The sequence below is a fragment of the Verrucomicrobiota bacterium genome, from assembly GCA_037139415.1.
Lineage (GTDB): Bacteria > Verrucomicrobiota > Verrucomicrobiia > Limisphaerales > Fontisphaeraceae > JBAXGN01.
The window spans coordinates 37,299-44,629 of record JBAXGN010000045.1 but is presented as its reverse complement, the minus strand read 5'-3'; the positions used below and the strand labels follow the sequence as shown (position 1 = coordinate 44,629).

The window sequence follows — 7,331 nt, the reverse complement described above, 5'->3', positions numbered from 1 at the left end:
TGGTGGCGGGACTGGGCGGCTTCCTGGGCCGCAAAGGCGATGGCGAGCCGGGGACAAAAACGCTGTGGCTGGGCCTGCAGCGCTTAGCCGACATCGCTCAGGCCTGGCAGGTCTTCTCGCAGGTGTTCAAACCGGCGGCGTCCAGCAACAGGACTTATGGGTAATGATCAGATTTGAATGAGAGGGTGGATGAGGCCAACGCGCGCCTGCTCAAGCAGGCCAACGACTTCATCGCTCTAAATCGCAACCCCAACTCCGCCGTCACTCCTCAACAGGTCGAGGGCAAATCGTGGATGATGTTTACGACCACAGAATATGCGCGGACTCTTTGCCTCTTCCACTCGAAAAGCTCCCACTTCCCAGGACGTCTCAAACCGGAAACCGAAGCCGCGATGAAGGAAGCGCTCTGGCTCTGAGGCAGCGGGGAAATGCGGGTGTTGTGAACTATAAACTCGTCCTTTACTTCCAGCCGCCGAAGGTTTCTTATTTGGGACCACCTGAGTCGTATCGCCGCTGATACCGGGCGGGCTTGCGCAAAAGCATAAATTGAAGCTGCGCGGCAGGAGCGAAATACGCCTTGATCGGTAAAGCGATGGTCAGTGGCATAATTGATTTGCAGGAAAATCAGAAAATGAAAACACTCGATAAAGCAACGGAAAGAAACAGCATTATGAACAGACAGCTTTCACGAATATTTCGACTCAGGAGAAGTAGTCTGGGGTGGCAAACCAGCAGGCTGGGATGGATTACCGCAGCATTGCTTGGGGTGGCTGCCGGCGCCTGGTCGGCGGAGGGTGCCTCCAACCCGGTTCAGAAGGGGGAAATGGCCGGCTATCTCCTCGTCCCCAACGAGAAAGTTCCCGAAACCTACAACGCCGGGTACTCCATGTATGTGGCCGCTTGGCCGTTGTTGGACCAATATCCGGGGCAACGTTTTCAAACTGGTTTGTTCGGCACCTGGATGTTCGCCCGGAATGAACCTTCTCCGGCGATCAAACTCTATTCCGATGTCGAGGGCGGCCTCGGCTGGTGGCGGGACACGGAGTATGCCACGGAGACGCCGAAGTTCATCATGGGCGGCGTGGCGCCGAATTTCAGCGAGTGGGCCAACGGCCCCGGGGCCGGGAAAGGAAGGGACTGGGACAAGCCAAATGGCAAATACGGCATCGCGCAACTCAGCCCCTGGCTGTTGTGGCCACCCGATGGTTTGAATCTCAAGCAGGGCACCTGCGGCGAACTGTTCGGCTATGGCTACCTGCCGCTGCCGCTCACTCCGGCCAAAACCATCACCGCCGGCAAGGATATCCCGACTGGGGACCAGTCCTGGACGCTCTTTTTGAACACGCGGAATTTCAAAGGGCCGGTGGCGTTTTTCACCCCTTATTTCTGGTCCCGTGGCGTGGTCGCTGACCCTCGCTTCCGCGATATGCTCCTGGATAGCAGACCCTCGAACCCCAACCGGGCCTTGCAGATGGAGACCCAGCATGTCCCCAGTATTCAGGCCGTGGACGCCAAAGGGGAAACCTACGCCCGAATCGCCCCCACCTTCTTTCCCAGTGAGCCCAACGGCGAATCACGGCTTGTGCATCACATAACCTCTTACAACAAGCAGGCGCTCTGGGATGCGGTGCAGACCTGGTTCGGCGGTGGTGTGGCGGCCAGCGGCGTGATTCGTCCTGAAGCTGCCGTACTTCATAAGTTCACCGGCAAAGGGGGAGCCACCTGGAAAATTTATCCGGACGGTACTTCCAAGGAAGAGAAGGTACCCCTAACGTGGCATTCCTTTGCGACACCGATGGCGGTGGATCCGAACACCTTCGGTTATCGCTGGGATCTCAAAGTCGTGAAGCAAACCGAGTCCAAGAATGGTCCGCTGGTGAAGCTTCCCGAATATTTCCACCTGGTGAAGAACGGCGGGAAATCCCAATGGGTTCCAGTGCGGGCGGAAGAGGTTCCGGCGGAAACGGGTTTGACCAAGGCGCGCTTTGACCGACCCACCGGTAGGCACCCCAAGGCCTATGTTACGCCCGAGGATGCGGCAAGTTGTTGGAAAAAGCCCGGCCCCAAAGCCGGACCTTTTCAGGCGCATCCGGGGGACGGCAGCGTGGTCACCTACTACTGGTACCGCTTCGCTGACCAACCAGCCCTGCTCAATGCCGACTTGACGACTCAGGAGCGGGAGGCCTTCCAGGCGCGCGTGGAGAAAATCCACCGGAATTGGAAAAAGGACCGCGACTATTTGCCGCCACCCGCGTTTGGCAAACTGGCGGAACTTGATCCGGCCTTGATCGTCACTCCGCCGCCGGGCTTGGAGGTCGGTTACGTTCCCATCGTCACCCGCCAGGCAGCGAAAGAATAGACCAGCCAAACCCGACCTGGACTATGACACACACACTTTCACTTATTCCTGTCCCTCCATGCCCCGCTGAATGTCGCTGGTGACTCAGCGATGAAATAATCAACGAGGAAGAAGAACCATGAACATTCGCAACCTTCTCAGCTTCTCGCTCCTGCTCGCCGCAACGGCGAGCTTCGCGCAGAACTCCGCGCCGTCGGAACTCACACTCGACCTGCTGCCCAACGAAGCGTGGTGGGGTGGTGCCGTCACGCTCGGCACAAAGATGCCGTACGGCGTCGCGCCCATTGACATCAACCTCGACGGCGACAATCGCGGGAATCAGTACGCGCCGCTGCTGGTTTCCTCGAAGGGCCGGTATGTCTGGTGCGAGAAGGCGTTCCGCTTCGCGTTCAAAGACAAGACCCTGCGCGTCACGTCGGCGGGCAACACGTTTCGGCACGGTCAAGCGGGGCAGAATTTGCGTGACGCCTACCGCCACGCGTCGAAGACCTTTTTCCCCACCGACGGCAAGCTGCCGGACCGCGCGCTGTTCGCCACGCCGCAGTACAACACGTGGATCGAGTTGATGTACGACCAGAACCAGCGGGACGTGCTCAAGTACGCCCACGCCATCGTTGACAATGGCCTGCCGCCCGGCGTGCTGATGATCGACGATAACTGGCAGGAGGACTACGGCAAGTGGACCTTCCACCCCGGCCGCTTTCCCGATCCCAAGGCGATGATGAACGAACTGCACGCCCTCGGCTTCAAGGTCATGGTCTGGGTCTGCCCGTTTGTCAGCCCGGACAGCGACGTTTACCGCGCGCTGGCCAGGAAAAAAGCCTTCTTCATGGATCAACCCGGCGATCCCGCGATGGTCAAATGGTGGAACGGCAACAGCGCCATGCTCGACCTCTCGAACCCGGCCGCCAAGACGTGGTTCACCGGCGAACTCACGCGCCTGCAAGCCACCTACGGCGTGGACGGTTTCAAGCTCGATGCCGGCGACACCGAGTTCTACAAAGCGCAATATCTCGCCCACGAGAAACTCGACCCCAATGAGCACGCCCGGCTGTTTGGCGAGATCGGCCTCGCCTTTCCGCTCAACGAGTATCGCGCCACATGGAAGTTCGCGGGCCGGCCACTCGTGCAACGCCTCTGCGACAAGAGCCACAATTGGCCCGACCTTGAACAACTCATCCCCGACATGATCGCCGCCGGGCTAATGGGGTACACGTTTGTCTGTCCCGATCTGATCGGCGGCGGCGAATTCACGTCCTTCCTCGATACGGCGACCATTGACCAAGCCCTGATCGTGCGGTCCGCGCAAGTCCACGCCCTCGCCCCAATGATGCAATTCTCCGTCGCACCCTGGCGTGTGCTGGACGCCGCCCATCTGACCGCCGTCAAACAGGCCGTGGCGTTGCGGATACGGTTCACGCCGCGCATCCTCGAACTCGCCCAAGCCAGCGCCGCCACCGGCGAACCGATCCTGCGCCCGCTGGCCTACGTATTCCCCGACGGCGGCTACGAGAACGTCAAAGACCAATTCTTGATGGGCGACGACCTGCTGGTGGCTCCAATGGTTACCAAGGGCACCGCCCGCACCGTGCGGATTCCGTCCGGCAAATGGAAAGCCGACGACGGCACCCTGATCGCCGGCCCCATCCAAAAAAGCTTCGCCGTCCCCCTCGGTCGCCTGCTTTACTTCGAACGACAGTAACGCCCATGAACAGACTCTCAACCCTCACGCTCGCCGTCCTGTTGTTGGCGCCACTGGCCACGCTGCACGCCGGGCGAAACTTGCCGGAAGTTCCAAGGTTTGGAAAACTCCGCGTCGGCTCTTTCCAAGCATTGGAAATGACGAATCAAATGAAAACGAAAAGAACAACCAAGAAGTGCATCCTCACACTCCTCACCGCCCTGCTGCTGGCGCCGCTGGCCGCGCTGCACGCCGCCGATGCGTCGCCGACGATGGTCGCAACGATCGTTGCGCGGGAAGTTGTTGTTGAAAACAAGCTGCTCCATTTTCCAGTGAAGAACGGCGCAGCGAAACGCGTGGTGACGGTGAGCGTGGATGGCAAGGAGGTTCGTCGCTTCGACATCGAACTGGCCGATGCCGATGCCGACTGGTGGGCGCCGCTCGATGTGAGCGTGTGGGTTGGCAAGACACTGAGCGTGGGCGCAGACACGTTGCCCACGGGATCGAAGGCGCTCGCTTCACTCCGCCAGTCCGACACGCTGCTTGATGCGGAGAATCTCTATCGTGAGCCGTTGCGTCCGCAATTTCATTTCTCGCCACGCCGCGGTTGGGTGGGCGATCCCAACGGTCTGGTTTATTACAGGGGCGACTACCATCTTTTCTTTCAATACAATCCTTATGGGCTCAAGTGGGGCAACATGCACTGGGGCCACACGGTCAGCAAAGACTTGGTGCATTGGCAGGAACTGCCCATCGCCCTTCACCCACCCAAGTGTGGCGATCATCCTTATTCCGGCAGTGCCGTTGTGGACAAGGAGAACACGGCGGGGTTTAAGCAGGGGACGGAAGACACCATCGTCATCGTCTATCCCAGCACCCGACGTGGGATATGCCTCACCTACAGCACGGATGACGGCCGGACTTTCACCGAATATTCCGGCAACCCGCTCCCTGGAAAACTCGGCGGCGACCCGCGCGTATTTTGGCACGAGGCCACCCGTCGCTGGATCATGGTCACCTGCCGGATCCTGAAATCGTCGCCCGAGGTTCCGCCCGGGAAGCCGGGCTGGCTGGAGAAGGCGGAATGCGGTTTCGAATTCTTCAGTTCGATGGACCTCAAACATTGGGAACGGAATAGCGGAATCCCGGACTGCTGGGAATGTCCCGATCTTTTCGAACTGCCAATCGGAGGAAATCAGAAGAACAAGAAATGGGTTCTGATGCCCAATCATATCCCATCGTTGTGCGTTGGCGGCAAGTATGCCGGCGGCCGCTATCTCGTCGGGACTTTCGACGGCAAGCAGTTCACGCCTGACACTAAAATACTCCAATTCAACTTTGGCAACACTTACGGTGCGGCGCAGTCCTATAACAATATTCCGGCGGAGGATGGGCGACGAATCAATGTTGGCTGTGCTTTCAACACGCGCATGCCTGGAATGCCCTTCAGCCAGATGATGAACTTTCCCACGGAGTTGACCTTGCGGACCACGGAGGAGGGGCCGCGTCTTTTCGCCTGGCCGATTCGGGAAATCGCGTCGCTCTACATGGCCAGGCGCGAGTTTTCCAAATTCCCGCTCACTCCCAAAGGCACCGTCCTGCCGGAAGTGGAGGCCGGACTGCTTGATATTTCCGCCGAGTTTTCAGTCGGCGTGGCGACGGAGGAAGTGGGGCTGAACTTGCGCGGCGTCGCCGTCACGTTCGACGCCAAGAGCGGACTGTTGAAATGCGCTGATCGCACCGCCCCGCTCAAACCGGTCAACGGCACGATTAAGCTGCGACTCTTGCTCGACCGCGTCTCGCTCGAGATCTTTGCTAACGACGGACGTGTCTATATGCCGATGGCCATTCTTCCCAAGGAGGAGGAGCGTACGGTGGCGGTGTTCGCCAAAGGCGACGACGTGCGGCTCACATCGTTGACGGTGAACACCCTGAAATCGGTATGGGAGCACGACGCCGGAACTAAACCATGAAACCTATGCGCATCCCCCCCACTCGTTTTTTTCTCTCGCTCACCTCACTCCTTCTTGCGACTCAGCTTCAAGCGAAGCCCCTGAAAGTCTTCATCCTCGCCGGGCAGTCCAATATGCAGGGCCATGCCAAAGTCAGCACCTTCGAGCACATCGGCATGGACCCGGCCACCAAACCGATGCTGGCCGAGATGCTGGGCGCGGATGGGAAGCCGAAGGTCTGCGAGCGCGTATGGATTTCCTCGCTTGGCTCCGCCGACACGGAGCAGACGGGCAAGTTGACCGCCGGCTTTGGTGCCAGCCAGAACGGGCCGAAAATCGGGCCTGAGTTCACCTTTGGTCTCTACATGCAGAAGTTCACGGACGCACCCATTCTGCTCATCAAGACCGCATGGGGCGGCAAAAGCCTGAATACCGACTTCCGCCCGCCGAGCGCCGGACCGTATGTGTTTAATGAAACGCAGCTCGCCACTTTCAAAAAACAGGGCAAGGACCTCGCAGCCATCAAAGCCGCGAAGGAAAAGGAAACGGGCGTGAACTACCGCTTAATGGTCGAGCATGTGAAGAAGGTGCTCGCGGACATCAAGCGCGTGGTGCCCGGCTACGATGCCGCGCAGGGTTACGAGCTGGCCGGCTTTGTGTGGTTCCAAGGTTGGAACGACCTGGTGGATTCCGGTACCTATCCGAATCGCGACAAACCCGGCGGCTACGACGCCTACAGCACGGCGATGGCTCACTTCATCCGCGATGTGCGCAAGGATTTGAACGCGCCGAAGCTGCCTTTCGTCATCGGTGTGCTCGGCGTGGGCGGGCCGACGGCGGAATATGGTCCCGACCAGCAGCGCTACAAGGCGACGCACCAGAACTTCCGCGATGCGATGGCGGCACCAGCTCAGTTGCCGGAGTTCAAAGGCAATGTCGTGGCCGTTCGAACCGAGAAGTATTGGGACCTTGAGTTAACCGCCGCGAAAGCGAGGGAGAATGAAATTAAACAGCGGGCGAAGAAACTCGCGACCGCAGGCAAATTGAAACCCGCTGATGAAAAGGCGGCGTTGGAGAAACTCCGCCTGGCGGGCCTCACGGAGCGGGAACGACAGGTGCTGGAGAAAGGCATCTCCAACCTTGAATTTCACTATCTCGGCTCGGCAAAGATCCTCGGTGGCATCGGGAAGGGCTTGGCTGAAGCGATGGCGGAACTCAAAAACTGATAAGAATTTGTTTTTTTCGCCATTGCACTCCCGCCGGACTGGCCGCGAGGCGGTTAATTCCCGCAACCGCGAGGCCTTGGGCCTCGCATTTTTTATGGCAGGGGCAGGTTGAA

7 protein-coding genes are annotated in these 7,331 nt (G+C 59.2%); 6 read left to right on the top strand and 1 reads right to left on the bottom strand.

Annotation, left to right across the window (positions count from 1 at the left end):
* Together WCO56_10030 and WCO56_10025 are read left to right on the top strand one after the other, a co-directional pair.
* Window positions 1-164: IS4 family transposase (locus tag WCO56_10030; protein MEI7729898.1), on the top strand; the 164-nt coding region annotated here is incomplete at its 5' end.
* Between the two features lie 9 nt (window positions 165-173).
* A complete protein-coding gene (locus WCO56_10025; protein MEI7729897.1) occupies window positions 174-416 on the top strand; it encodes a hypothetical protein in 243 nt (80 codons plus the stop codon).
* Between the two features lie 67 nt (window positions 417-483).
* Here WCO56_10025 and WCO56_10020 read toward each other — a convergent pair whose 3' ends face one another.
* The gene (locus tag WCO56_10020; protein ID MEI7729896.1) at window positions 484-606 is read right to left on the bottom strand and encodes a hypothetical protein; all 123 of its coding nucleotides are present in this window, start codon (window positions 604-606) and stop codon (window positions 484-486) included.
* A gap of 160 nt (window positions 607-766) precedes the next feature.
* Between WCO56_10020 and WCO56_10015 the strand changes: the two genes are divergently transcribed.
* From WCO56_10015 to WCO56_10000, 4 genes are all read left to right on the top strand, one after another.
* On the top strand, window positions 767-2,359 hold the full coding sequence (locus tag WCO56_10015) for a hypothetical protein (protein ID MEI7729895.1): 1,593 nt from the start codon (window positions 767-769) through the stop codon (window positions 2,357-2,359).
* A 118-nt stretch (window positions 2,360-2,477) separates the two neighbouring features.
* A complete protein-coding gene (locus tag WCO56_10010) occupies window positions 2,478-4,061 on the top strand; it encodes a glycoside hydrolase family 31 protein (protein MEI7729894.1) in 1,584 nt (527 codons plus the stop codon).
* A gap of 5 nt (window positions 4,062-4,066) precedes the next feature.
* Window positions 4,067-6,013: a glycoside hydrolase family 32 protein gene (locus WCO56_10005; protein ID MEI7729893.1), complete on the top strand. Its 1,947-nt coding sequence runs from the start codon at window positions 4,067-4,069 to the stop codon at window positions 6,011-6,013.
* Window positions 6,010-7,218 carry a sialate O-acetylesterase gene (locus WCO56_10000; GenBank protein MEI7729892.1) on the top strand — a complete coding sequence of 403 codons (1,209 nt, stop codon included), beginning with the start codon at window positions 6,010-6,012 and terminating at the stop codon, window positions 7,216-7,218. Before WCO56_10005 ends, WCO56_10000 begins: the two co-directional genes overlap by 4 nt.
* Window positions 7,219-7,331 lie beyond the last annotated feature (113 nt).